The organism is Aurantibacter sp. (genome assembly GCF_039941195.1).
Taxonomy (GTDB): domain Bacteria; phylum Bacteroidota; class Bacteroidia; order Flavobacteriales; family Flavobacteriaceae; genus Aurantibacter_A.
This window is the reverse complement of record NZ_JBDVFA010000050.1, coordinates 1-25,589: the sequence shown is the minus strand read 5'-3', so window position 1 is coordinate 25,589 and position 25,589 is coordinate 1. Positions and strand designations below refer to the sequence as shown.

Below are 25,589 nucleotides of genomic sequence, written 5' to 3'. Positions count from 1 at the left end.
TCATGGTAATGCCAACCCGGGAGTTATATATGGAAAGGAAGCAAATGATAATTTCGATTCCGTTCAGAAATACAAGCATACCAATGAGTGGATTTTAAATGGTATAGGAAAAGAAACATCTGTATCTCAACTAAAAGAAAGAGTAGAATTCGCCAATATTTTTGCATTAACTGACGAAGAAGCTAAACTTTTGTTGAGTTATTATTCCAAATTACAGACTGAAGAGGGACTATACAACCCAAGACACCTACCTTTTAAAGTATTAGCAGAAATACAAAAGCAATACAATTCTATAGGTTGGATTAGCATGCAACATTCAGCAGATTATGTTGAATTAGCTATGTATGGTCCTGGAAGTGAGCTGTTAAAACCGTTTGTAAAGAATACAGATCTTCATTATTTAATGTTGGAAGCTGCGGAGGTAGAAAGCTAAAGCAAAAAAAAGTCCTTGCGTAGTTAATTACACAAGGGCTTTTATTATTAATTCTTAGATATTTTTGGCTAGCCAATCGCCAACTTCACTGGTTTTATATGCTTTACCACCTTCTGCTAAATCTTCAGTGACAAATCCTTCAGCTAAGGATTTATTTACGACATCACGAATCGCTTGTGCCTCAGCAGTTAAATCCATATCTTCAAATAACATAGCTGCAGATAATACTGTTGCTAACGGATTTGCAATATCTTTTCCTGCTGCTTGCGGATACGAACCGTGTATTGGCTCATAAAGCGATACTTTGCTTCCAACAGATGAAGAAGGCATTAAGCCCATAGATCCAGCAATAACGGAAGCTTCATCGGTTAAAATATCACCGAATAAGTTGGCTGTAATCATTACGTCGTAATCTTTTGGCCATTGTACCAAACGCATTGCAACAGCATCAATAAACTCATACGATACTTCAACTTCAGGATAGTCTTTTTCCATTGCCTGAACTGTTTCTCTCCATAATCGTGAAGATTCCAAAACATTGGCTTTATCAACACAACAAAGTCGTTTTGAACGCTTCATTGCCATTTCAAAACCTTTAGTTGCCAAACGTTCAATTTCAAAACGTTGGTAAGTCATGGTATCGAACGCAGTATTACCATCATCTTTTCTTCCACGTTCACCAAAATAAACACCACCAGTTAATTCACGAAGAATAATTAAGTCGGTTCCTTCAATACGTTCTCTTTTTAATGGAGATTTGTCAATTAAAGAAGGAAAAGTAAAGGTTGGTCGCACATTGGCAAATAAGCCCAATTTCTGACGCATTTTTAATAAACCTTGCTCTGGACGTACTTTAGCCGTTGGGTCATTGTCAAAACGAGGATGGCCAATGGCACCGAATAATACAGCATCTGCATTTGCACAAACTTCATGAGTAGCATCTGGATAAGGCTCTCCAACGGCATCAATGGCAGCAGCACCAGTTAAGGCAGGTTGCCAAGTGATATCGTGACTGTATTTCGTAGCGATTGCATCACATACTTTCACAGCTTGATCAATTACTTCTGGGCCGATTCCATCTCCGGCTAAAAGGGCAATATTTAATTTCATTCTTTTTTGCTTTACGCGAAATGCTCTACGCCTGACGCTCTTTTTTATTCTTTACTTATTTTCTTCAAATTCCTTTGCGTTATTGTATTTGATTGCGCTCAGGATAATATTTAATTCCCCATTAGGGGTTAAGGGGCTTATATTATATTCAACATCTTTTCAGTTGCCTTAATTGCAGACACCGTTTGGTCAGAATCTAATCCTCTTGATATAAATTCTTTTCCTTCTGCTTCCCATGTAATTATAGTTTCACACAAAGCATCCGAGTTACTACCCGGTGGAATACGAACTGCATAATCAACCAAAGTTGGCAATGCTACTTTCCGTGAATCATAGATTTTACGCAATGCATTCATAAAAGCATCATATTGTCCATCACCAGAAGCGTTTTCCTCATAACTTTTACCATTTATTTCTAAAGATAGCGTAGTGGAAGGCTGTAAACCTTTGGCATGTGTTAAAACATATGATTTTACAAATACTTTTTGTTGATAATCTGTATCCAATACATCGGATATAATATATGGTAAATCTTCTTTGGTAACACGTTCTTTTTTGTCACCCAATTCAATTATTCTTGCAGTTACTTTTTTTAGTTCATCGTCATTTAACGTTAAGCCAAGTTCTTGTAAATTCTTTTGAATATTGGCCTTTCCTGACATTTTTCCGAGTGCGTATTTCCGTTTACGGCCAAAACGCTCAGGCATTAAATCACTAAAGTATAAATTGTTTTTATTGTCGCCATCTGCATGAATACCAGCAGTTTGTGTAAATACACTATCACCAACAATTGGTTTATTTGATGGAATTCCAACACCTGTAAATGCCGAAACTAACTTGCTTACTTTATAAAGAGCTTTCTCAACTACCTGTATCTTAATTTCAGGTAAAAAGTCGTTAATTACTGCAATAGTACTCGCCATCGGAGCATTACCCGCGCGTTCACCCATTCCATTTACGGTAAGGTGTAAACCATGACAACCAGCTTTTAAGGCTTCCATAACATTTGCTACACTTAGATCGTAATCGTTATGACCATGAAAATCAAAATGTAAATCAGGATAGCGTTCAACTATTTCAGAAATAAATTTAAAAGTCTCGGTATGTGTTAAAACACCTAATGTATCTGGTAATAATATTCTTTTTACCGGTTGTGTAGCTAGAAAGTCGAGAAACTGGAATACATATTCAGGAGAATTTCGCATCCCGTTACTCCAATCTTCTAAATAAATATTATTGGTAATTCCTTTTTTCTCAGCCTGCGAAAATACCTTAGCAATTTCAGAAAAATGTTGTTCAGGAGTCTTTTTTAGTTGATGTGTTAAATGGTTTAAGGAGCCTTTGGTTAAAAGGTTTTGCACTTTGGCACCAGCTTTTTCCATCCATTTAAGCGAAATGCCACCATCTGTAAAGGTTAAAACCTCAACATTTTCTATATGACCATTTTCGGCGGCCCAATTGGTAATTTGCTGTACAGCTTCCAATTCTCCATCAGACACGCGTGCAGAGGCAACCTCAATACGGTCTACTTTTAACTCTTCTAAGAGTAATTTAGCTAATGTTAATTTTTCGGATGCTGAAAATGAAACTCCGGATGTTTGTTCTCCATCGCGGAGTGTCGTATCCATTATTTCAATGGTTCTTTTTTTCATTGTGTTTCTACTCAAGTATAAATCTACTACTTGATTTGGGGATTTCTAAGGACTATAAAGGTGTACTTTTTGCAAATGTTTCAATATTGCCCTTAATATTCAATAAGTAGTCAATATCGTCAAAACCGTTAGTCATGTTCCCTTTTTTGTAGTCATTTATATCAAATGATTCACTTTCACCTGTAGCAACAATAGAAACTTTTTGATCTAGTAAGCTTACTTCAAATTCAGCATTAGGATCCTCCTCAATTGCAGCGAATATTTTTTGCAAGAATTCAGCACTTACTTGTACTGGTAAAACACCAATATTTAGGCAGTTACCTCTGAATATATCCGCAAAGAAACTTGAGATTACACAACGAAATCCGTAATCATAAACAGCCCAAGCTGCATGCTCTCTTGATGAACCTGAACCAAAATTGGCTCCTCCAACAAGTATTTTACCACTATATTTTGGATTGTTTAAAACAAAATCTTCCTTTGGTGAATTATCTTGATTATAGCGCCAATCTCTAAAAAGATTATCGCCAAAACCTTTGCGTTCCGTTGCTTTTAAAAATCGAGCTGGTATTATTTGATCGGTATCTACATTCTCAATTGGAAGTGGAACCGCTGTTGATTTTAATGTCGTGAATTTATCGTATGCCATTTTTAATTCGTTGTTCGTTAATAGTTGTTTGTTGATAGTTTTATTTATTAGTTGCCGTACGGACAACTGATAACCATTAACCAGCAACCATTTCTTTCATTAATTCTCTTGGATCTGTTACTTTACCGGTAACCGCTGCTGCTGCTGCAACAAGTGGACTAGCTAATAAAGTTCTAGAACCAGGACCTTGTCTTCCTTCAAAGTTTCTGTTAGAAGTACTAACTGCTAACTTGCCAGGTGGTACTTTATCATCGTTCATTGCTAAACACGCAGAACATCCAGGTTCACGAAGTGCGAAACCAGCTTCGGTTAAAATATCTAAAATACCTTCTTCTTTAATTGCAGCTTCTACTTTATGACTTCCAGGAACTAACCATGCCGTAACATTATCAGCTTTTTTCTTTCCTTTAACTATAGATGCAAAAGCCCTAAAATCTTCAATTCTTCCGTTCGTACAACTTCCTAAGAAAACAAAATCAATAGGTTTTCCTATCATAGAATCACCTTCGCCAAATTTCATATAATCAAGCGATTTTTTATACGTAGAAGTTCCACCTTGAACATCAGTAGCATTAGGAATATCATTAGAAATACCCATACCCATTCCTGGGTTTGTTCCGTAAGTAATCATAGGTTCAATCTGAGAACCATCAAAAGTCAATTCTTTATCAAATTCTGCGCCTTCGTCTGTATAAAGTGTTTGCCAGTAATCCATAGCAGTATCCCAAGCTTCTCCTTTTGGAGTGAATTCTCTTCCTTTTACATAATGGAAAGTTGTTTCATCTGGAGCAATCATTCCTCCACGAGCACCCATTTCAATACTTAAATTACAAACGGTCATGCGGCCTTCCATGGTCATGTTTTTGAAAACATCACCAGCATATTCAACAAAATAACCAGTAGCGCCAGAAGTTGTTAATTGCGAAATGATAAACAGCGCAACATCTTTAGGCGTTACACCATATTGTAAATCTCCAGTAATATTAATGCGCATACTTTTTGGCTTCGGCTGCATAATGCACTGTGTTGCCAATACCATTTCTACTTCAGAAGTACCAATACCGAAGGCAATTGCCCCGAAGGCACCGTGTGTAGAAGTATGCGAATCGCCACAAACGATAGTAGCACCTGGTTGAGTTATCCCGTATTCAGGACCTACAACGTGCACAATTCCGTTTTTTTCGTGACCGAGACCCCAATATGAAATACCATATTCATTGGCATTTTCTTCTAGCATTTTCAACTGATTCGCTGAAAGTGGGTCCTCAACAGGCAGATGTTGATTAATTGTTGGTGTATTATGATCGGCGGTTGCAAATGTTTTTTCAGGATGCATTACACGAATCCCTCTATTTTTAAGTCCTAGAAAAGCAACAGGGCTTGTTACCTCATGAACCATGTGGCGGTCGATGAACAATACATCTGGGCCATTTTCAATCTGATGAACAACGTGTGAATCCCACACTTTGTCAAATAATGTCTTTTTCGTACTCATTGTCTTTGAATTCTAAGCTAACAAATCTAGTGAAAGTGCTTGTTTTAGGAAATTATTGGGATTCAAAATTACGATGTTCAACAACTTAAATGCAAATTCATGGTGTAACATGACAACTATCATATAATTTGTTATTAAGTTTAAATTATATTTAGATTAGGAACCTGAACCAACCAATAAATTAAGTCGATGTAAGAATATCTGTATTTATACAATATTGTTGGAGCTAAAATTTTTAGAAAGAATATGAAATTAGAGTATGAAGATTTAAAAAATATTAAAACCAGAAATGAGCTCATTAAGCTAGCAAAGCAAAAAAAGGTTTCCATATCCAAAGTCCTTAAGAAAATTAAATATGAAACCGAATTAGAACAATTACAATCTGAATTTGTGAATTTGCAAAAATGGATTGCTAAGAATGAGATGCGGGTAGCTATAATTTTTGAAGGAAGGGATGCAGCTGGTAAAGGAGGTTCTATTAAACGATTTAAGGAACATTTAAACCCCCGTACTTCACGAGTGGTAGCACTTACAAAACCTACCGAAGAAGAAAAGGGACAGTGGTATTTTAGGCGATATATTAAAGTTTTACCTAATCCTAAAGAGATTGTGTTTTTTGATCGCAGCTGGTATAATAGGGCAGTAGTAGAACCTGTAATGGGTTTTTGCACACAAAAGCAATATAATAAGTTTATGGTGCAAGTGCCTGAGTTTGAACATCTTTTGTATGAGGATGATATGAAAATAATTAAATTTTGGTTTTCGATTTCAAAAGAAGAGCAAAAGAAAAGGTTTGACGACCGTTTAGATAACCCGTTAAAACGTTGGAAATTTAGCCCTGTTGATATGAAAGGTCAAGAATTATGGGATGACTACACGCATTATAAAGAACAGATGTTTAGTAAAACTCATACGAATTTTAGTCCATGGATAATTGTAAAGACAAATGATAAAAAACAAGCGCGATTGGAAAGTATGCGCTATGTTTTATCGAAATTCGATTATGATCGAAAGGGTGAATCTGGCATTAACTTATTACCAGATCCGGATGTAATTACAAGATACCACCGAAGTGCTATTCAAATTGATATTTAAAATTTAGGATGATGAAAGAAAATGAACCTACGATGGAAGAAATGGACCTATTAAACAGTAAGTTAGGTCTTTATGCTTTGTTGAAGAATAAAAAAGTAAATGTTGATAAGGCATTAGAGAGTACTAAACATACAGTGAAATTAAAAAAAGCGCAAGAAGAACTTATTAAGTTACATAATTGGGTTATAAATACGAATCAGAAAGTGGTGATACTTTTTGAAGGTAGAGATGCAGCTGGTAAAGGTGGGGCGATTAGAAGAATTACGGAATATATTAATCCACGACATTTTAAAATAGTAGCGCTTAATAAACCTAATAGTGATGAAAAAGAACAATGGTTTTTTCAGCGCTATATCAACCATTTACCAAAACCTGGGGAAATTGTGTTTTTTGATCGGAGTTGGTATAATAGAGCTGGTGTTGATCCAGTGAATAATTTTTGTACACAAGAAGAATATGAAATTTTTATGTCGCAAGTAAACGATTTTGAAAAAATGCTACTTCAGTCAGGGACCTATTTGATAAAATTTTACTTTTCAATTTCAAAAGAAGAACAAAAGAAACGCTTTGATGAAATTAAAAAAAGTCCTCTAAAACGTTGGAAAATGACGGATGTTGACCGCAAAGCTCAAGAATTATGGGATGATTACACCCGATATAAGGAACGTATGTTTGAAGAAACGAATACCGAAATAGCTCCTTGGGTAGTAATTGAAGGCAATAATAAGCCGAAGGCAAGAATAAAAGCAATTCAACATTTATTGGAAATGATTCCTTATGAACATGATTAACTAATTAGGAATGTTTTTCTTTTTTCTCGCATTTGTTTATTAACTAATGTAGGTCCATATATTCTTATGTTTGATCAATTGTGCATAGGCGTGACGTATAACCGCATTATCTGGTTTTCCTAAAGAGGGGTCTTCCTTAAGACATTGGATAGTATAATAACGAGCTGTCTTTAAAATATCATTGTCTTTTACAATGTCAGCAATTTTTAAGTTGAGAACACCGCTTTGTTGGGTGCCCATTAAATCTCCTGGTCCGCGTAGTTTAAGGTCTACTTCTGCAATTTCGAATCCATCATTAGTAGCTACCATAGTTTCTAGCCTTGTTTTTGCTTCAGCAGAAAGTTTATGGCTCGTCATTAAAATACAATAACTTTGATCAGCACCACGTCCAACTCGACCTCTTAATTGATGCAATTGTGATAAGCCAAAGCGTTCGGCACTTTCGATAATCATAACAGAAGCATTCGGTACATTAACGCCAACTTCAATTACCGTTGTTGCGACCATTATTTGTGTTTCCCCTTTTACAAAACGATTCATCTCATAATCTTTATCCGCTGGTTTCATTTTACCATGAACAATAGAAATTTGATAATCGGGTAATGGAAAATCGCGGGCAACACTTTCATAACCATCCATTAAATCCTTATAATCTAAAGCTTCAGATTCTTGAATTAATGGGTATACGATATAAATTTGACGACCTTTTTTTATTTCATCGCGAATAAATTGAAAGACTTTTAAACGATTAGCATCAAACCGATGTACTGTTTTTATAGGTTTTCTGCCCGGTGGTAATTCATCAATCACTGAAATGTCTAAATCTCCATACAAACTCATTGCTAAAGTCCTGGGAATAGGAGTTGCCGTCATTACTAATACGTGAGGTGGGATAAAAGCCCCTCTAATCTCCCGGGAGGGGAGACTTTTTATTAGTGTTATTATGCTTAAAAGTACATTGTCAATGTCTCCAATTATTTGTTTATTGGTATATCTAATAACTTTAAAACCAGCTTCATTTAATATTTGAATACGTAAACTATCCGCTTTTTTTTGTTCAGCGGTATTATGATAGCCTCCATCTATTTCAATTATTAAATTCTTCTCTAAATAAATAAAATCAACTATGAATTCATCAATTATATGTTGTCGTCTAAATTTAGAATCTAATTTTTTATTTCTAATACATTCCCATAAAATTGATTCCGCTTCAGTGCTATGTTTTTTGTTTTCTAATTGAAGTTCTTTAAATAAATTGTAGGTAGAAGGACGAGCTGTCATATATTTTTGACGCACTGCTTTTAAGTCCTCCCTTTGGGAGGATATAGGAGGGCCTTTATGCCATAATTTAGATCGCTGTGCTACACCAAAACGATGTTGTTCATCTACAATGGCGAGCCCTAAGTTTTGGAATTGTACTTTATCTTCTAACAAAGCATGGGTTCCAATTAAAATCTGCAACTCTCCACTTTCTAATTGTTCGTGGATCGGTTTTCGAGCTGATTTTTTTACAGAACCTGTTAAAAGCGCACATTTAATTCCGGTGCTTTCTAATAATTCTTGTACTCCTGTAAAATGTTGATTTGCCAATATTTCAGTTGGTGCCATTAAGCAAGCTTGAAATCCGTTATCGATAGCTAAAAGCATAGCCATTACCGCAACAATTGTTTTCCCTGAACCAACATCTCCTTGTAATAATCGATTCATTTGGGCATTACTTCCTAAATCTGCTCGAATTTCTTTAATTACTCGTTTTTGGGCATTGGTTAACTCAAAAGGTAAATGGTTTTGATAAAAATCATTAAAAAGCTCTCCAACTTGGTCAAAATTGAAGCCTTTAATTTTTTGTTTTCGCAACATCTTTTTAGATATCAGTTGCAATTGAATATAAAATAGCTCTTCAAATTTTAAACGAAATTGAGCCCTTGACAAAAGCTCTTGATTTTTTGGAAAATGAATATTGAAAAGTGATTCGTTTTTGGGTAATAGTTTTAATTCTTCTAATAATTTTTTAGATAATGTTTCTGGAAAACGACCTTGTGTATCTATAAAAAGCTGTTGAACCAATTTGTTGATTACGCGGTTGGTAATGCCTTTGTTGCTTAATTTTTCTGTAGAAGGATAAACAGGTTGCATTGAAATTTTGAGTCCCTTTTCATGGTCTTTTAATAATTCCATTTCTGGATGAGGCATAGAAAATTTGCCACTATACCAATTGCACTTACCAAATATTACATAGGGTTCATTAAGTTTTAAATTTTCGCGAATCCATTTTTGTCCTCGAAACCATACCAATTCCATTTCGCCAGTTTCATCAATGAATGTTGCTACTAAGCGTTTGCCTTTTTTCTGTTCTACAGTTTTTATATGTACAATCTTACCCTTTATTTGTACATCTGCATTGCTTCGTTGTAATTGAGCAATTTTGTAATATTGAGTTTTATCAATATACCGATTGGGAAAAAGATTTAATAAATCTTGAAATGTTTGAATGCCTAGCTCTGATTGTAAGGTGTCAGCTCGATTTGGTCCAACTCCCTTTAAATAAACAATCGGTGTTTGAAGATTAACATTCATGCGACTAAATTAGTTGTTAGACCTTAACACGACAAACTAAAACCTTAAATTTGGTGTGGACTTTGTAGTCTTTATAATTATGAAACGAATATTTATACTTTTTTTCTTTGCGCTTTCTTTTTCTGCTTTCGGGCAGCACCAAGATAAAGTGGATTTTATTAAGGCCACAGTTTCCGTTGAACCAGTTCCTTTAAACAAGCAAATAATTGGAAGTGTTCTTTATGAGTTTGATGTTTTACAAGATGTGGATTCTGTTTTTTTAGATGCTAAAAGAATGACATTTAAAACTGTTCAAATTAATGGAAAAAAGGTTAATCATGTTAATGATAGCAGTACAATTGCGGTTTTTAAAAAGTTTAAAAAAGGAAAAAGTTATAAGCTAAAGCTAGATTATTCTTGTACTCCAAAACAGACCGCTTATTTTTTAGGATGGGATGATACCATAAATGGTAATGAACAAATTTGGACACAAGGTCAAGGTAAATATACAAGCCATTGGTTGCCAAGTTTCGACGATATGGAAGAAAAAGTGGAGTTTGATTTAAGTATTAAATCTTCAAATTCTTATGTAGTTATTGCTAATGGAAAGTTGATAAATAAGACCAAACAAAAAGACGATTTAATTATATGGAATTTCGATATGCTGAACCCCATGAGTAGTTATTTGTTAGCCTTTGTTGTTGGGAATTATAATAAACATGAAATTATATCTAACAGTGGAATTACTATTGAAAACTACTTTTACCCAAAAGACAGCTTACGTGTTGAACCAACATATCGGTATACGAAAGAGATTTTTGACTTTCTTGAAAATGAAATAGGAGTGGCTTATCCATGGCAAAATTATAAGCAGATTCCTGTAAGCGATTTTTTGTATTCTGGAATGGAAAATACAAGTGCTACCATTTTTTCAGATCAATTTATGATTGATTCAACTGCATATGTGGATAAAAACTATTTTAATGTAAATGCACATGAGTTGGCACACCAATGGTTTGGCGATTTGGTGACCGAAAAAAGTGGTGAGCACCATTGGTTGCAAGAAGGTTTTGCTACTTATTATGCTTACTTGGCGGCACAGCATATATTTGGTGATGATTATTTCTTTTGGAAATTATTTAATACTGCAAAAGCGCTGCAAAAAATTTCTGATGATGGAGGAGGACAAGCATTAACAGACCCAAAAGCTAGTAGTGCGACTTTTTATGAAAAAGGTGCATGGGCGCTTGTAATGTTAAAAGAAGAAATAGGAGCAGAGGCATTTAAAAAGGGAATAGGTGCATACTTAAACAAGTATAAGTATGATAACGTAACCATTGCCTATTTTATTAAAGAAATGGAAATGGCATCCGGACAAAAATTAGATGCTTACAGGGCTAAATGGATTGAAGCAACTCAATTTCCCTCTGAAGATGTTAAGACTTATTTGATGACTTATAATGCATCTTTAAAATTGTTTTATGATGCAGAGAAAATGTCTAATGAGGCGCTAAATAATGTGTTGAAAAATGAGAATCAACCAATTGGGTTTAAGAAAGCTATTTTAAGTAAATATCAGGCAAGTTCACCAACTGTGGTGTTAACGAAATCTATAAAAAATTCGAATCTAGAAGTTAGACAAAAGGCCCTGGAGTTATTGGATAAGATTCCACATGATTTAAGAACAGATGTGGAAAAACTACTTTCTGATAAGAGTTATGTTACGCAAGAAGCAGCTTTATATAAATTATGGTCTAGTTTTCCAGAAAAAAGGAAAGCATATTTAGACCAAACTAAACACATAGAGGGGCTTCCAAATAAAAATATAAAATTACTTTGGTTAACGCTAGCTATTTTAACAGAGGGGTACGAGTCGCTGAAAACAAAGGAGTACTTTCAAGAATTGAGTGGTTATACAAGTCCGGAATATTCTTTTGAAATTCGACAAAGTGCCTTCTTTTATCTAAAAGACACTTTTGGTTTTAATAGATTAGCTTTATCAAATCTTGTAAAGGCAACAAGTCATCATTCATGGCAATTTAAAAAGGTGGCAAGATCTATTTTAGATAATTTAATAAAAGATAAAGAATACGAATCTCGATTAATAGTGCTTTCAAAAGAACTAAAATCTGAGGAAACACGTTATTTAAAAAGTAAACTTAAAGAATAATGCGCGCATTAGTAATTTCTGGAGGTGGTAGTAAAGGTGCCTTTGCGGGCGGTGTTGCTCAATTTCTTATTCAAGAGGCCGGAAATGAATATGAGCTCTTTGTTGGCACTTCTACTGGTAGTTTACTTATTTCCCATTTAGCATTAGGAAAACTTGATAAAATCAAGGAGATTTATTCCAATGTAGATCAGAAAACCATATTCAATAATTGTCCGTTTGTAATCACCAAAAAATATGGTGTTGACGAGATATCTATTAATCATTGGAATGTTGCTAAAAACTTAATTCGTGGTAAAAAAACATTCGGAGAAAGTGAAAATCTTAGAAAGCTTATTCGCGATAGTCTTACAATTGAAGAATTTGAAGAGTTGAAAAACGGCCCTAATGATGTTGTCGTTACTGTTTCTAATTTATCGCTTAATCAAGTAGAATATAAATCAATAAATGATTGTACCTACGATGAGTATTGTGATTGGATATGGATTTCATCGAATTATACACCATTCATGAGTTTGGTTCGGAAAAATGGATGTGAGTATGCCGATGGTGGATTAGGTAGTATTGTTCCAATAGAAGAAGCTATTAGACGAGGTGCAACCGATATTGATGTAGTGGTGTTGCATACTGAGGTTAACTATATGAATCGAATGCCTTCACGTAATCCATTTGAGCTGTTAACGACTATGTTGAGCTTTATTTTAGACCGTATAGAAAATCAGAATATTAGAATTGGAAAATTGGTTGCTAATCAGAAAAATGCGATTATTAACTTATATTATACGCCTACTATATTAACTACAAATTCTTTGATTTTTAATAAAGATAAAATGACTCGTTGGTGGAAACGTGGGTATTTGTATGCCAAAAATAAAAACGAAGAAACCAATCCTATTGAGCCAAATGAATTGGAATAGTTTTGGTTTCTTACGAAATCAATTCGTTAATTATCTTACCAAAGTTGACCTATTTCTTTTTTCACAAAAGCTAAAGCAGTGCCTGAAGGCGAGCTTTTATCCATTGTTTCTGTTAAAACATCTTCGCGAAGTTTATCCGCCGAATCCGTTTCACTTAGTGCTGCTTTACGAATCATTTGAATCGTAGCGCTTTTAGCCGCCTTTATAATATTCCAACATTCATCAGATAGATAGATTTGTTGTGACAGATTATGCTCAAACTCGTTCTCAATAGTTTTGATTAGTAAATTTTCATAGGCCGCTTTATCAGCACTCTGAGGAGCAGTACGTACTACTAAGTTTGGTATAGCAATACGCTCTAAAAATAAAGCCATACGTTCATACGCTTGTAATCGTATAGGTAAAGTACTTGCTTGTGTTTCTTTTTGTAACATAAAACGACGACGTCCTTCCTCGTTTTTTGTGTGCATTTTAAAAAAATAATAAGCGACAACACCTGTTACTACTGCCGGTAATAAAAAACCGAACAATTGTAGAATTCCTTCTTCTTGCATTTTGGTTGTGGTTAATTGGTTTCTGAAAATAGAACGATGTTTTTTTTCAAAAAGTATTTGTGCCAAGTAACTCCATTGTTTTAATGAGCTTAACTTTGCAATTCAACTAAATTATTGTCAGTTGTTCGAATGAATTACACTAAAAAATAAGTGTAATACGTTAGAGGTTTATCAAAACTTAATCCTCTTAGAATGCGACAGAAGTTAGCTATAGTAATTGTTTTTTTAATTTCTTTTTATTCTTGTGAACAAACTGAAGACCCAATAACTAACATTCCTAAAGATGAAGATTCAACAGAAGATATTAATGAAGAACCTGTTGAAGTCGATGAAACGGCACCAATTTTAACAATAGCGGGATTTACAGATGTTATAGAAACTATCTCTGACGTATCAATTATAGTTGAAGACGATTCTGCCGTAGAAACTAAAGTATTCTATGAAGGAGAAGAGATTGCTGCAAGTTTAGATAAGCAATTAAATTTTAAAGTAAATCCGTATACAATACCAGTCGGAGAAATAGATTTTGAAGTTATTTCTATTGATGATTTAGGCAATGAAACTTCAGAAATCCTTACTACAGAAATTAAACACCTTTTAATGATTTATAATCAAAGCGCTATAAATAATGCCAATAATTTTCCAAACTGGCTATTCTTTAATAGTTTGGGGGGTGTAGAATTAGCAGTTGTTGAGCCAATAATTGGTGATTTAAAAATATATACCGATAAAATTATTCTTGAAGATAAAGTTTTATATTCATATGCTCGATTAGAAGAATTTACATACGGTAGTGGTAGTGATAGACAACTACATATATCAACATATGCCATTAATTTGGGGGGTACTAAAGTATCACCTGATTTATCAACTGTTTATGAAGATCCTGAAAGTATTTTAGAGGTTACAATAAACAATGTACCATTTCAAAACTATAGTCCAGATTATACTTCTTCTGGTTCAGGTTATTATACATCTGAATTTGAAGGAGATGAAACACACACTATTTTAACAATTAAACATGTTGCAGATAATAACCCTATATATTTAGTTCCGAATTATTATGGAAGCACATATTTTGATGGAAAAAAAGAAAATTATAAATATGCAAAGCTCTTGCCAGAATCAGGAAATTCTTCTATGGAGGTAGATATAAATGAATTTTTGCAAGCGGAAGATAATTTTAAAATTGATATACCTGAGCATGACGCTGGTACTTTGTTTTTTTATCGTAAGGGTATAGAGAATTATGAAGAATTTAATGAAAGATTATTCAATATTTATTGGATGGATGAAGATGAAGAACAAGAATTAGTAACTTATTTAGATTTACCGAAGTTTTCTACTATGAATGAATATAAAAATGAAATAGGCTATTCAAAGGATGGAGTTTATTATAATAGTATTGGTAATGATAGTAATGTTGAAGTTGATTTCCCAAACTGGAATTCGGAAATCGAAGTAACTGAAACTGAAATTAAATTAATAGAAAATAACCCTGATGTTGATTATTATGCTATTTCTTTAGATAAAAGACAGTTTGAAAATGGACAAGGTAGAGTTTTAAATTGGAAGTATAGTGTTTTCGGTAAAGACAATGGTATCAGAAATGTTAAACGATTAGCATTGCCAAATTTAATATCTGAAGAGTTGAATGAAGCATTTTTTGAAACAGGTGATGATTTAGAACTATATAGAGAAGTAAGATATGACTATAAGAATATTGAAACTTACGATGAAATTTTAGACATAGATGTTTTTCAACAATATGTACCTAATCAGCCATTATTAATACGAAGTACCAATGAAATGTTTCCTACATCTTTTTCAAATAAAAGTACTCAATTGAATAATAAAGCATTTATACAAAACAAGAAACAACAACGGTTTGGAATATACTCTGATTTTTAGATTTTCATAAATTAGCTAGTTCATTGAATAAAAAAAAGCCACTATAATTAGTGGCTTTTTTTATTTAATATATAGAACATTTAATTCTTCATTTCCTCTTTAACCATAGTGTAGAAATCGTCGTAATTTGGATGAATTTTAAGATTAATGCCTTCTTTTAAATTTCCATCTCTACCTAAAGATGATATGCGCTCAGGAGCAATTTCGAATTTGTTTTTTAATATATTTTCAATGGCTAATGCCTGTGCTGCTGGAGTAATTAAATCACCCGTCATACTGAGGCCTTCAATTGTTAATGAAGTTTTAGGGTTTGCTACTAACATCGCTGCAATTTTACCTAACCATTCTTCTGAGCTAGCCGTTACATTCTTTCCAGTGTCACTTCCAAATACGGTTGCAAGTTTTTCAGAAATAATTACGGCACCATTGGAAACTCCAATTTTAGCATTTTCACCCAAAGTTTGCTTTGCATTAGTTAAAACGATTAAAGCAGTAGAATCATGACTAGCGAGAGCGGCTTTAATTTTTTTCAATTGTGCTTCTTTTGCTTCAATAGTCGCCATTGCTGTATTTACAATGCTTGTATTTTTGTTTGATACTTCTGCAAAACTATTTAAGTTTTTCATCAAAGTCAGATTCGCATCTTGTAATTCTGTAACTTGTTTTTTATAGGTAGCCGCTTCGTTTAAGCCAATCTTTTCGTTTTGTTTAGCTAGTGCAACTTCCGAAGAAACCGAATCTAATTGCGTCTTTAGGGTTGCTACTTCTGCAATTAAATCACTTTTTCGCTGTGCGTTTGTAATAGTGCATAAAAAAAGAATTGCACAAAAAGTAAGTATTTGTTTAATCATATTTGATACTTGTTTATTTTTTAATCTCTGTTCTTACAAATATACAATTGTATATTATTTGAGTGATTCGAATTTTGGTAATTAAGTCCTCATAAAAAAACGAATCTATCAATTCTTATACATCTAACGAAAAGCAATGGCATTTCATATATGAATGAATTAGGTTATTTTTTATTTAAGAAATCTAAACTCATTTGAGTTAATGTTTTTACACCTAAAAGCATTCCGGCATCATCAATTAAAAAATCAGGCGTATGATGTGGAAAAGACTCAGTATTACCAGGTGTCATTCCGCCTAGAAAAAAGAAAAACCCTGGTACTTCTCTCTGAAAATAGGAAAAATCTTCAGCTCCTGTAACCGCCTTTTGTAACTGTACATTTTTAGTCCCAGCAACCGATTGCATAGTTGGTAACATTTGTTCAACTAAATCTGGATCATTGTAAGTGATGTCCGTTGCGTCTTTAATTATGCATGTAGCCTCACCTCCGTACGCTTTTGCAATGTCACTTACCATTTCTACCATACGCTTATTAAGCTTTTCTTTCATGTCATAATCCAATGTCCGAATAGTCCCTATCATTTCTGCTGATTCAGGAATAATATTAAAGCGCACACCACTTTTAATCTTTCCAACGGTAATAACTGCAGCTTCTTCTGTAAGTTTTGTTTCTCGACTTATTATGGTTTGTAAACCATCAATAATTTTTGCACTAATTAGTATTGGGTCGATTCCTGCCCAAGGTTGTGATCCATGACTTTGTTTTCCTTTTACATTAATCACAAAGCTTTGGGCGGCAGCCATTGTGCCTTCTGGTTTATAACGGATAACACCAACAGGTGTTTGCGAGTTAATATGTAATCCAAAAATAGCATCAACGCTTGGGTTTTCTAGTACACCTTCCTTTACCATTAATAATGCGCCACCTTCTTCCCCTGGTGGTGGACCTTCTTCGGCAGGTTGAAAAATAAATTTTATGGTTCCTTTAATTTTGTCTTTGTGTTTTGAAAGTATTTCAGCTACACCCATTAAAATAGCAGTATGTGTATCATGACCACAAGCATGCATTGCGCCAACTTTTTCACCACGGAATTCAGAAGTAACATTAGATTTAAAGGGTAAATCATTTCTTTCGGTAACCGGTAAGGCGTCTATATCTGCTCTTAATGCAATTACTTTACCTGGTTTATTGCCCTTAAGTAGTCCTACAACACCAGTATGGGCAACACCGGTCTCAACTTCTATACCTAAGGATTTTAAATGATCCGCTATTTTCTCAGCAGTTTTAAATTCTCTATTACTTAATTCAGGATTCTGATGAAACCAATGTCTCCATTCAATAACCTTGCTTTCTATAGCAGAGTACTCTTTTTCTAAATTCTGTCCTTGAATTTGAATTGAACATCCTAAAATAATTAGAGCTATTAGTTTTTTCATATTATAAATTTATAACTAATTATATTTCACTTAAAATCAGCAACATAAAAGACAAGTTAAACTAAATACAAATCTTAAAATACTGTACGATATTCATCCTCTTGGAATTGAATTAAAGCAGTCATCGCAGAAAGTGAAATTTGCACACCCGGTATTAAATCATTCCTTAAATAACCCAATGAAGAAAAGGTTTGACCACAAAAAACAATATCTACACCCACATTCATTAAATCTTTTAACATTTTTTCATTCGGATTCACTACACCATATTTAGCCTTATAAGCTTTAGAGTTTAGTAAATCTTTGGATGAATTTCCGTGTACGACCAAGGCAACCTTTATTTGTTCTAAGGGAACACCATCTTGAACATGCATGTTTAAAAATCGTGCAGCTGTTTCCAAACTTCCATTTAGTTTCATTTTGTCTTCTGGAGAATACGACACATCAAAAAGTGCTTTAAAAGTATTGGATTTATTTGTTTTAAAATCTAAATGGTCTATTTTCCATACTTTACCATAATCTTTTATAACTGGTCCAGTTTTTTGAGCACTGATACATGCCGTAGATCCTAATAAAATAAGTATTAATACAATTGATTTCAATGATTTTCTTTGCATAGATAAATAAGATTAAAAGCTAAATATATTCAAATTGAAAGAAAATACAATCCATTGTTTATAATTCTAAAAAACAACATTTTTCCTATCGCTATTTATTGGCTAAATTCACGCTCCTAAATGAAAGTATATTGAATAAGTATATAGACGAATTGAATGAAGCCCAAAAAGCGCCAGTTTTACATAAAGATGGCCCTTTAATGGTGATTGCTGGTGCTGGTTCAGGTAAAACGAGGGTTCTTACTTATAGAATTGCATATTTAATGGATCAGGGTGTAGATGCGTTCAATATTTTATCGTTGACGTTTACTAATAAGGCTGCACGCGAAATGAAAAAGCGTATAACCGATATTGTTGGTACTGAGGCCAAAAATCTCTGGATGGGTACTTTTCACTCTGTTTTTGCAAAGCTATTACGCTATGATGGTTCTAAACTGGGGTATCCGAGTAATTTTACAATTTATGATACGCAAGATAGTCAGCGCCTTATTTCTGCCATTATTAGAGAAAAGGCATTAGATAAGGACGTTTATAAATATAAGCAGATACAAAATAGAATTTCTTCATTAAAAAATAGTTTAATTACGGTAAAAGCTTATTTACAGAACCCAGAACTTACTGAAGATGACGCCATGGCGAAACGCCCTAGATTGGGTGAAATTTACCAAGAATATGTAGAGCGCTGCTTTAAAGCTGGTGCGATGGATTTTGATGATTTACTATTGCGGACTAACGAATTATTAACACGCTTTCCAGACGTTTTGATGAAGTATCAAAACCGTTTTAGATACATTTTGGTAGATGAGTATCAAGATACAAACCACTCGCAATACCTTATTGTAAAGGCATTGTCAGACCGTTTTCAAAATATTTGTGTAGTTGGAGATGATGCTCAGAGCATCTATTCTTTTAGAGGTGCTAATATTAGTAATATTCTTAATTTTCAACGAGATTATGAGAATGTAGGTGTTTATAGATTGGAGCAAAACTATCGATCGACTAAGAATATTGTAAATGCTGCAAACTCTATAATTGCCAAGAACAAAAATCAATTAGAAAAAGTAGTATGGACCGCAAATGATGACGGACCATCGATTAAAGTTCATCGAAGCGTAACCGATGCCGAAGAAGGTCGTTTTGTGGCCGGTTCTATTTTTGAGAATAGAATGCAACAGCAATTACCTAACGGTAATTTTGCAGTCTTGTATCGTACGAACTCTCAATCTCGTGCTATTGAAGATGCTTTACGAAAAAGAGATATTCCGTATCGTATTTATGGCGGATTGTCTTTTTATCAACGTAAAGAAATAAAAGATGTATTATCGTATTTGCGATTGGTAATAAATCCAAAGGATGAAGAGGCACTTAAAAGAGTTATCAATTACCCAACTAGGGGTATTGGGCAGACAACCGTTGATAAACTTGTGGTTGCTGCAAATCATTATGGACGTTCGATTTTTGAGGTGATTCAAAATCTTGATAAAATAGATTTACGAATTAATGGTGGTACTAAAAGAAAATTACAAGATTTTCTAACCATGATTCAGAGTTTTCAGATTATGAATGAAAATTCAGATGCATTTACACTTGCTGAACACGTTGCCAAAAAGACAGGTATTTTAATAGAATTTAAAAAAGATGGTACTCCTGAAGGTATTGCCCGTATGGAGAATATTGAGGAACTTTTAAATGGTATTAAAGATTTTGTTGAAGGGCAAAAAGAAATTGCTGATGCTACCGGAAATATTTCAGAATTCCTTGAAGATGTGGCGTTGGCTACTGATTTAGATAAAGATACTGGGGAGGATGACCGTGTTGCACTAATGACCATTCACTTAGCAAAGGGACTAGAATTTCCATACGTGTACATCGTTGGTTTGGAGGAAGATTTATTCCCTTCGGGAATGAGTATGAATACGCGTAGTGAATTAGAAGAAGAGCGTAGATTGTTCTATGTGGCTTTAACGCGAGCAGAGAAACAGGCCTATCTTACGTATGCACAAACGAGATATCGCTGGGGTAAGTTAATTGATTCGGAACCGAGCAGATTTATTGAAGAAATTGATGAAAAGTATATCGAGAATTTAACTCCAATAGAAAATACATACCGCTATAAATCTCCAATTGATGCTGATATTTTTGGAGAAGTTGATAAGTCGAAATTAAGGCAAGTGAAACCTAAAAAAGGAGTAGCACCAACTATCGGATCTCCAAATGCTTCGCAATTGCGAAAACTTAGAAAGCTAAAACCTGAATTGGCAAAACCTATAGCGAATACCAATGTTATCGATGCAAATTTGGCGGAAGGTTCTTTAGTGAATCACACGCGTTTTGGTCGAGGTAAGGTTTTGAAAATTGAAGGTGTCGGTAATGACAAAAAGGCCGAAATTCAATTTGCGCAAGGTGATATTAAAAAATTGTTACTTCGCTTTGCAAAATTGGAAGTATTAGGTTAGGCTGTAAATATTTAAAATAGAAAGACCTTGAGCCCATAATGTCTCAAGGTCTTTTTTAATTAATTAGCTATGAAAGGTGCTTTCTTAATAAATAAATTGGAATCAATTTGCTCAATAAGAAAATCTGCTAAATCTGTACTACTAATTGAATCTCCTAAACAATCTTCAAGACTAATTTTAACTTCTTGTTGTTCGTCTGTCATTATAATTAGTGGTAAACGAACTAGTGTCCAATCAATTGAGCTTGCTTCTAATAGTTCGTATTCATATTGTCGATCTTTAGTTGACTCAGGGAAGTTGGCATACATCCAATCTGTCCCAGCTTGGGTTATGCTTCCTTTTTTATCATATTTCGTATCAACATTTAAACCTGTAATTACAATATACCGCTCTAAATTTAATTCAGACATTGCTCTTAAAATGTTCTTTGTTGCTTGACTAAAAACACTAGGTTCACTTAATGGTGTTCCTCCTAAAGTACTTATAACTATAGAACATCCATTTATTAAGGAATGTATGGTTGCATAATCGCGAACATCGCCATATACGATTACTATTTTAGGACTATTTATTTTGAAATTCTCTTTAGTTCGAACCAGTGCTTTAAGTTCAAAACCACTTTTTAATAATTGTTGGACAAGATATCTTCCTGATTTTCCGGATCCACCGATAACGGCTACTTTTATTGTATTATTCATTTTTCTCTTTATAAAATTATGGTACTAATAGTTTGACATCAATGCAGTTGTGATGTCTAATAAGAAGTGCTTAACTTCTGAAGATGTATATGTTATAAAGAGAATCTAATAGTCTAAAATTAAATAAATTAGAATTAGTATTGATCAATTTTTTAAAAAATTTACAGATTAGCTTGAAAAGGGATGTTTTAGACAGTTATTTTATTGCTTACTTTGTACGAAGGTTTTAATTAGTTAAATATGGCAGATCTCATAAGAATTTATGAAGAAAATCCTAACCCTAAAGAGATTAAAAGGGTAGTAGATGTGCTTCGAAAAGGGGGAGTTGTAATTTATCCTACAGATACTGTTTATGGTATGGGGTGTGACATTACAAATAATAGAGCCTTAGAAAGATTGGCACGTTTAAAAGGAATAAAACTAGCAAAGGCCAATTGGTCTTTCGTTTGCTCAGATTTGAGTAATCTCTCAGATTATGTTAGACAAATTGATACGAGTACATTTAAAATTTTAAAACGTTCGTTGCCCGGACCTTATACTTTTATTTTACCAGGAAATAATAACCTTCCAAAAGCTTTTAAAAAGAAAAAGACAGTAGGTATTCGTGTGCCGAAGAACAATATTATTTTGTCTTTAGTTGAAGCGCTTGGAAACCCTATAGTATCTACTTCGATTTATGATGAGGATGAGTTGTTAGAATATACAACAGACCCAGAATTGATTCATGAAAAATGGGATAAATTAGTTGATATTGTTATTGATGGTGGATATGGCGATAATGTGGCCTCTACTGTAATAGACCTTTCTAGTAGCGAACCTGAAGTATTAAGAGAAGGAAAAGGAAGTTTGGATATCTTCTAATTTTTTTAATAAAAAAACCCTGACCATATTGATCAGGGTTTTTATTATTTTGAATTCTTATTCTTAGTTGTTGATAGCAGGATCGCTCATGCCTTCTTCAATCATACTATAGAATTGATCAATTTTTGGAAGTACAACAATTCTTGTTCTTCTATTTTTAGATTTCTGTGTTTGAGATACAGGAATAAATTCAGCTCTACCTGCAGCAGTCATACGCTTAGGGTCAACATTATAGTCTTTCTGTAGTATACGTACAACAGCAGTTGCTCTTTTTACACTTAAATCCCAGTTGTCTAATAAAATACCACCTTTTCTATAAGGTACATCATCAGTATGACCTTCAACCATAAATTCGAAATCTGGTTTGTTGTTTACTACCTGTGCAACTTTTCCTAATACCGTTTTTGCTTTGCTAGTTACATTGTAGCTACCACTACTAAATAAAAGCTTGTCAGAGATAGATACAAAAACAACACCTTTTTCAACACTGATTTCAATATCCTCATCATCCAAGTTTCCAAGAACACCTTTTAAACTTTGAACTAATGAAAGGTTTACAGAATCTCTACGTGTAATTGCATCTTGCAATTTTCTTATCGTTAAATCTTTCTCTTGTAAACTTTCTAAAGACTTCTCTAAATTTTCAGCACCTTTTGTAGTTAGGGTAGTTAAATTACCCATGTTGTTAATCAATTCTTGATTATTTGCTTTTAAGAAAGCATTCTGATCGGTAAGTGTTTTTAATCTTGAATCCGCACTTGCTTTTTCCTCTAAACAGTCGTTTAATTTTACTGTTGCAGAATTAAGTAAATCTTTCGCCTCCGCAGCCTCTGCTTGCGCATCTTTAAATTTTTTCGATGATACACATGACCCCAACATAAGAGTCAATCCTAAGCAGCCTAAAATGATTTTTTTCATAATATTAGTCCTTGAAATTAATGTTTGTTATTTGTTTTGTTTATTGGTTTTGCCGTTTGCGTATGCTAAGTTAAATAATAGCGTTTTTACGTGTTGGCAAAATTAGTTAATCTTTTATTAAAGCGTTAAAATTATTTATCTGATGTACGAAGTGAGACCATACAATGGACTTTACCACATAATATTTTAGCATAAAATTAGCTTTTTCTCTTTTGCGGTACATCTTTCTGAATTGCCTATAAAAGCTAAGGTGCGCACGTAAAATGGCAAAGCAGTGATTAAATTTTAACTGAAAAATAAATCGGAGAGCAGCTATGGCATCAAGTATTAACCTTAATAGAATTATAACAAATGCTTTCCTTCTTGGTAAATTTTTTGTGATTGAAAAAAGAGAATTTCTAAAATTTAGATATGTTTTTTTAGGGTTCATATTATTTAAGGTAGAACCACCTAAATGATATACATGTGATTGCCCTGTATAATAAACAGAATATCCCAAATTTTTAGCGCCCCAACAAAGATCAACCTCTTCTTGGTGCGCAAAATAATCTTCATCAAATCCTTCTAGTTCTTCAAATACAGTTCGTCTAATAAACATACAGGCACCAGTAGCCCAGAATATTTCGCGATCATCATCGTATTGACCATTGTCTTTTTCTAATGATTGAAAAATTCTTCCTCTGCAAAATGGATACCCTAACTGATCTATATATCCGCCAGCAGCACCAGCATATTCAAAATACGCTTTATTTTGAAGGTCAAGTATTTTAGGTTGAATAATCGCCACTTTATTCTTTGCTTCAAATAAGGGAATAATAGGACTTAACCAATTTGGTGTTACCTCAACATCAGAATTAAGCAGGCAATAAATATCTGCGTCGATATGTTTTAAACCATCATTATAGCCTTTAGCAAAGCCACCATTTTCTACATTCTGAATTATTGAAATTGTAGGATAATGTTCCTTAACGAACTGAACAGAAGCATCTTCAGATGCATTATCAATAACATAAATGGATGCATCTTCTGTATAGTTTATCACAGAAGGAAGGTATTCTTCCAAAAGTGATTTTCCATTCCAATTTAATATGACTACTGCTATTTTCAAGATGGTGGCAAATTAACGGCTAAAATCAGGAATTTGCCTTAAAAATTCATACTTTTCTTCATCATAATTCATTTGGCAATAATAATGATCATGACCATTAGTAACCATAAGGTACTTTGCATCTAATTGCATATTATATCGTGCTATTTGGTCAAAAGTATGTTGGTCTATTTTTATATTCGGTGCTTTACACTCAACTAGCAAATGAATTGTAGCATCGTTGTTATAAACAACAACATCATATCTTTTTTTTAATTTATTGACAGTCAGTTGTTTTTCTACATTTATTAGATTTTTAGCGTAACCTTTGTCATAAATTAATTGATGAACAACGTGTTGTCGGACCCATTCTTCTGGTTGTAATACGATAAATTTTTTGCGTATTACATCAAAAATTTGGACTTTATTTTCGCTACTTTTAAGGCGAAAATGATAAGAAGGAAAGTTTAGTTGTACCACACTGTAAAATTGATGATTTTTTTTGAATGGATGAAGTAAAACGTATTGTGGCTGATATTCGAGCTGGAAATATAAAACCTATTTATTTTCTTTTTGGAGAAGAACCGTATTATATAGATAAAATCTCAGAATTTATAGAACAAAATGTTCTGGCTGAAGTGGAGCGAGGTTTTAATCAGATGGCTTTATATGGTAGGGATGCTAGTGTGGACGACATAGTATCTAATGCGAAGCGCTTTCCTATGATGGCAGAAAGACAGGTGTTGGTAGTTAAAGAGGCTCAAGATTTATCTAGAACAATAGAAAATTTAACCTCGTACGTAAATAACATTCAACCTAGTACTGTATTGGTAATTTGTTATAAATATAAAAAATTAGATAAACGTAAAAAGTTGTACAAAGCTGTACAGAAAGCGGGAGTATTATTCGAAAGTAATAAACTTTATGAGGATAAGATTCCAGAATGGATCCGCAAAGTACTGCTAGGACGCGGATATACCATTACCCCAAAAGCAGCCGTGTTGTTGGTTGAATTTTTAGGAAATGATTTAGGCAGAATAAATAATGAATTGGAAAAGTTACAAGCTATTTTACCGAAGCAAACGGAGATTACTCCAGAATTGGTAGAAGAGCATATCGGAATTAGTAAGGACTATAATAATTTTGAACTTAAAAAAGCAATTGGTGAACGCGATATAGTTAAGGCTACCCGAATTATAAATTATTTTACGCAAAACCCTAAGGCAAACCCATTTATTCTTACCATAAGTTTGTTGCAAATATTTTTCACGCAACTTTTAAAATATCACGGTTTAAATGATCATTCGCAAAGGAGCGTAGCTAGTGCCTTAAAAA

21 protein-coding genes and 1 pseudogene are annotated in these 25,589 nt (G+C 33.6%); 9 read left to right on the top strand and 13 right to left on the bottom strand.

All coding sequences use genetic code 11. The annotated features are described in order from the left end of the window. Positions 1-433, top strand: a pseudogene (locus ABJF52_RS08600) (alkaline phosphatase); the annotation flags it as partial. A 54-nt stretch (positions 434-487) separates the two neighbouring features. Here the strand turns inward: ABJF52_RS08600 and leuB are convergent. From leuB to leuC, 4 genes are all read right to left on the bottom strand, one after another. After that, the gene (gene leuB / locus ABJF52_RS08595) at positions 488-1,543 is read right to left on the bottom strand and encodes a 3-isopropylmalate dehydrogenase (RefSeq protein ID WP_348149087.1); all 1,056 of its coding nucleotides are present in this window, start codon (positions 1,541-1,543) and stop codon (positions 488-490) included. A gap of 137 nt (positions 1,544-1,680) precedes the next feature. Then, entirely contained in the window at positions 1,681-3,195 is a 1,515-nt protein-coding gene (locus tag ABJF52_RS08590; protein WP_348149085.1) for an alpha-isopropylmalate synthase regulatory domain-containing protein, read from the bottom strand. A 52-nt stretch (positions 3,196-3,247) separates the two neighbouring features. Continuing rightward, positions 3,248-3,844 (bottom strand): 3-isopropylmalate dehydratase small subunit, encoded by a 597-nt coding sequence (gene leuD, locus ABJF52_RS08585; protein WP_348149083.1) that lies wholly within the window; start codon positions 3,842-3,844, stop codon positions 3,248-3,250. 76 nt (positions 3,845-3,920) lie between these two features. Further along, entirely contained in the window at positions 3,921-5,339 is a 1,419-nt protein-coding gene (gene leuC, locus ABJF52_RS08580) for a 3-isopropylmalate dehydratase large subunit (protein ID WP_348149081.1), read from the bottom strand. A 246-nt stretch (positions 5,340-5,585) separates the two neighbouring features. Here leuC and ppk2 (ABJF52_RS08575) point away from each other — a divergent pair, with 246 nt between their 5' ends. Beyond that, positions 5,586-6,434 (top strand): polyphosphate kinase 2, encoded by an 849-nt coding sequence (ppk2, locus tag ABJF52_RS08575; protein WP_348149079.1) that lies wholly within the window; start codon positions 5,586-5,588, stop codon positions 6,432-6,434. A gap of 11 nt (positions 6,435-6,445) precedes the next feature. Next, positions 6,446-7,225, top strand: coding sequence for a polyphosphate kinase 2 (gene ppk2, locus ABJF52_RS08570; RefSeq protein ID WP_348149077.1), 780 nt, complete (start codon positions 6,446-6,448; stop codon positions 7,223-7,225). Between the two features lie 39 nt (positions 7,226-7,264). Here the strand turns inward: ppk2 (ABJF52_RS08570) and ABJF52_RS08565 are convergent, their stop codons facing one another. Further along, on the bottom strand, positions 7,265-9,802 hold the full coding sequence (locus ABJF52_RS08565) for a DUF559 domain-containing protein (protein ID WP_348149076.1): 2,538 nt from the start codon (positions 9,800-9,802) through the stop codon (positions 7,265-7,267). A gap of 79 nt (positions 9,803-9,881) precedes the next feature. Between ABJF52_RS08565 and ABJF52_RS08560 the strand changes: the two genes are divergently transcribed. Further along, entirely contained in the window at positions 9,882-11,951 is a 2,070-nt protein-coding gene (locus tag ABJF52_RS08560) for a M1 family aminopeptidase (RefSeq protein WP_348149074.1), read from the top strand. Next, complete coding sequence (locus tag ABJF52_RS08555) at positions 11,951-12,865, top strand: patatin-like phospholipase family protein (RefSeq protein ID WP_348149072.1); 915 nt, start codon at positions 11,951-11,953, stop codon at positions 12,863-12,865. Before ABJF52_RS08560 ends, ABJF52_RS08555 begins: the two co-directional genes overlap by 1 nt. A 35-nt stretch (positions 12,866-12,900) precedes the next feature. Here ABJF52_RS08555 and ABJF52_RS08550 read toward each other — a convergent pair whose 3' ends face one another. Then, positions 12,901-13,419 carry a hypothetical protein gene (locus ABJF52_RS08550; protein ID WP_348149089.1) on the bottom strand — a complete coding sequence of 173 codons (519 nt, stop codon included), beginning with the start codon at positions 13,417-13,419 and terminating at the stop codon, positions 12,901-12,903. 192 nt (positions 13,420-13,611) lie between these two features. Here ABJF52_RS08550 and ABJF52_RS08545 point away from each other — a divergent pair, with 192 nt between their 5' ends. Then, a complete protein-coding gene (locus ABJF52_RS08545) occupies positions 13,612-15,330 on the top strand; it encodes a hypothetical protein (protein WP_348149070.1) in 1,719 nt (572 codons plus the stop codon). An 80-nt stretch (positions 15,331-15,410) separates the two neighbouring features. Here the strand turns inward: ABJF52_RS08545 and ABJF52_RS08540 are convergent, their stop codons facing one another. The 3 genes from ABJF52_RS08540 to ABJF52_RS08530 all read right to left on the bottom strand — a co-directional run bounded on the left by ABJF52_RS08540 (position 15,411) and on the right by ABJF52_RS08530 (position 18,234). After that, complete coding sequence (locus tag ABJF52_RS08540) at positions 15,411-16,181, bottom strand: hypothetical protein (RefSeq protein WP_348149068.1); 771 nt, start codon at positions 16,179-16,181, stop codon at positions 15,411-15,413. Between the two features lie 164 nt (positions 16,182-16,345). Next, positions 16,346-17,617, bottom strand: a complete 1,272-nt coding sequence (locus ABJF52_RS08535) for an amidohydrolase (RefSeq protein ID WP_348149066.1) — start codon at positions 17,615-17,617, stop codon at positions 16,346-16,348. A gap of 74 nt (positions 17,618-17,691) precedes the next feature. Next, positions 17,692-18,234: a DsrE family protein gene (locus ABJF52_RS08530; RefSeq protein WP_348149064.1), complete on the bottom strand. Its 543-nt coding sequence runs from the start codon at positions 18,232-18,234 to the stop codon at positions 17,692-17,694. Positions 18,235-18,365: 131 nt separating this feature from the next. On the opposite strand from ABJF52_RS08530, the gene ABJF52_RS08525 reads away from it, so the two are divergent. Beyond that, positions 18,366-20,690, top strand: coding sequence for a UvrD-helicase domain-containing protein (locus ABJF52_RS08525; RefSeq protein WP_348149062.1), 2,325 nt, complete (start codon positions 18,366-18,368; stop codon positions 20,688-20,690). Between the two features lie 59 nt (positions 20,691-20,749). On the opposite strand, the gene ABJF52_RS08520 is transcribed toward ABJF52_RS08525, so the two are convergent. Continuing rightward, positions 20,750-21,388: an NAD(P)H-binding protein gene (locus tag ABJF52_RS08520; protein ID WP_348149060.1), complete on the bottom strand. Its 639-nt coding sequence runs from the start codon at positions 21,386-21,388 to the stop codon at positions 20,750-20,752. A gap of 240 nt (positions 21,389-21,628) precedes the next feature. Here ABJF52_RS08520 and ABJF52_RS08515 point away from each other — a divergent pair, with 240 nt between their 5' ends. Further along, a complete protein-coding gene (locus tag ABJF52_RS08515; protein WP_348149058.1) occupies positions 21,629-22,249 on the top strand; it encodes an L-threonylcarbamoyladenylate synthase in 621 nt (206 codons plus the stop codon). A 63-nt stretch (positions 22,250-22,312) separates the two neighbouring features. Here the strand turns inward: ABJF52_RS08515 and ABJF52_RS08510 are convergent, their stop codons facing one another. From ABJF52_RS08510 to ABJF52_RS08500, 3 genes are all read right to left on the bottom strand, one after another. Then, positions 22,313-23,167 carry an OmpA family protein gene (locus ABJF52_RS08510; RefSeq protein ID WP_348149056.1) on the bottom strand — a complete coding sequence of 285 codons (855 nt, stop codon included), beginning with the start codon at positions 23,165-23,167 and terminating at the stop codon, positions 22,313-22,315. A gap of 106 nt (positions 23,168-23,273) precedes the next feature. Beyond that, a complete protein-coding gene (locus ABJF52_RS08505; protein WP_348149054.1) occupies positions 23,274-24,275 on the bottom strand; it encodes a glycosyltransferase family 2 protein in 1,002 nt (333 codons plus the stop codon). Between the two features lie 12 nt (positions 24,276-24,287). Continuing rightward, complete coding sequence (locus ABJF52_RS08500; protein WP_348149052.1) at positions 24,288-24,734, bottom strand: type I restriction enzyme HsdR N-terminal domain-containing protein; 447 nt, start codon at positions 24,732-24,734, stop codon at positions 24,288-24,290. A gap of 26 nt (positions 24,735-24,760) precedes the next feature. Between ABJF52_RS08500 and holA the strand changes: the two genes are divergently transcribed. Then, a partial coding sequence (holA, locus tag ABJF52_RS08495; protein ID WP_348149050.1) for a DNA polymerase III subunit delta occupies positions 24,761-25,589 on the top strand: 829 nt, incomplete at its 3' end.

Coding starts and splice junctions, on each gene's coding strand:
- leuB (WP_348149087.1), bottom strand. CDS start 1,543: ATGAAATTAAATATTGCCCTTTTAGCCGGAGATGGAATCGGCCCAGAA.
- ABJF52_RS08590 (WP_348149085.1), bottom strand. CDS start 3,195: ATGAAAAAAAGAACCATTGAAATAATGGATACGACACTCCGCGATGGA.
- leuD (WP_348149083.1), bottom strand. CDS start 3,844: ATGGCATACGATAAATTCACGACATTAAAATCAACAGCGGTTCCACTT.
- leuC (WP_348149081.1), bottom strand. CDS start 5,339: ATGAGTACGAAAAAGACATTATTTGACAAAGTGTGGGATTCACACGTT.
- ppk2 (WP_348149079.1), top strand. CDS start 5,586: ATGAAATTAGAGTATGAAGATTTAAAAAATATTAAAACCAGAAATGAG.
- ppk2 (WP_348149077.1), top strand. CDS start 6,446: ATGAAAGAAAATGAACCTACGATGGAAGAAATGGACCTATTAAACAGT.
- ABJF52_RS08565 (WP_348149076.1), bottom strand. CDS start 9,802: ATGAATGTTAATCTTCAAACACCGATTGTTTATTTAAAGGGAGTTGGA.
- ABJF52_RS08560 (WP_348149074.1), top strand. CDS start 9,882: ATGAAACGAATATTTATACTTTTTTTCTTTGCGCTTTCTTTTTCTGCT.
- ABJF52_RS08555 (WP_348149072.1), top strand. CDS start 11,951: ATGCGCGCATTAGTAATTTCTGGAGGTGGTAGTAAAGGTGCCTTTGCG.
- ABJF52_RS08550 (WP_348149089.1), bottom strand. CDS start 13,419: ATGCAAGAAGAAGGAATTCTACAATTGTTCGGTTTTTTATTACCGGCA.
- ABJF52_RS08545 (WP_348149070.1), top strand. CDS start 13,612: ATGCGACAGAAGTTAGCTATAGTAATTGTTTTTTTAATTTCTTTTTAT.
- ABJF52_RS08540 (WP_348149068.1), bottom strand. CDS start 16,181: ATGATTAAACAAATACTTACTTTTTGTGCAATTCTTTTTTTATGCACT.
- ABJF52_RS08535 (WP_348149066.1), bottom strand. CDS start 17,617: ATGAAAAAACTAATAGCTCTAATTATTTTAGGATGTTCAATTCAAATT.
- ABJF52_RS08530 (WP_348149064.1), bottom strand. CDS start 18,234: ATGCAAAGAAAATCATTGAAATCAATTGTATTAATACTTATTTTATTA.
- ABJF52_RS08520 (WP_348149060.1), bottom strand. CDS start 21,388: ATGAATAATACAATAAAAGTAGCCGTTATCGGTGGATCCGGAAAATCA.
- ABJF52_RS08515 (WP_348149058.1), top strand. CDS start 21,629: ATGGCAGATCTCATAAGAATTTATGAAGAAAATCCTAACCCTAAAGAG.
- ABJF52_RS08510 (WP_348149056.1), bottom strand. CDS start 23,167: ATGAAAAAAATCATTTTAGGCTGCTTAGGATTGACTCTTATGTTGGGG.